Raw genomic sequence first — 262 nt, forward strand, 5'->3', positions numbered from 1 at the left:
GGCGTATTCCGGTTCAGCAGCTGCAGGGGCGCTGGCCACCGACACGGCTTCCTCCGGTTCAGCAGCTGCAGGGGCGCTGGCCACCGGCGCGGCTTCCTCCGGTTCTGCAGCCGCAGGTGCGCTGGCCACCGGCGCGGCTTCCTCCGGTTCTGCAGCTGCAGGGGCGCTGGCCACCGGCGCGGCTTCCTCCGGTTCTGCAGCTGCAGGTGCGCTGGCCACCGGCGCGGCTTCCTCCGGTTCAGCAACTGCAGGAGCGCTGGCC

General features: G+C 72.9%; 1 protein-coding gene. It reads left to right on the forward strand.

Features of this window, described 5'->3' with window-relative positions; all coding sequences use genetic code 11:
- On the forward strand, nt 1–262 hold a 262-nt coding region (locus WG891_RS26780; RefSeq protein ID WP_337274593.1), incomplete at both ends, for a hypothetical protein.

The organism is Serratia sp. MMO-28, assembly GCF_037199905.1.
GTDB lineage: Bacteria > Pseudomonadota > Gammaproteobacteria > Enterobacterales > Enterobacteriaceae > Chania > Chania oryzae.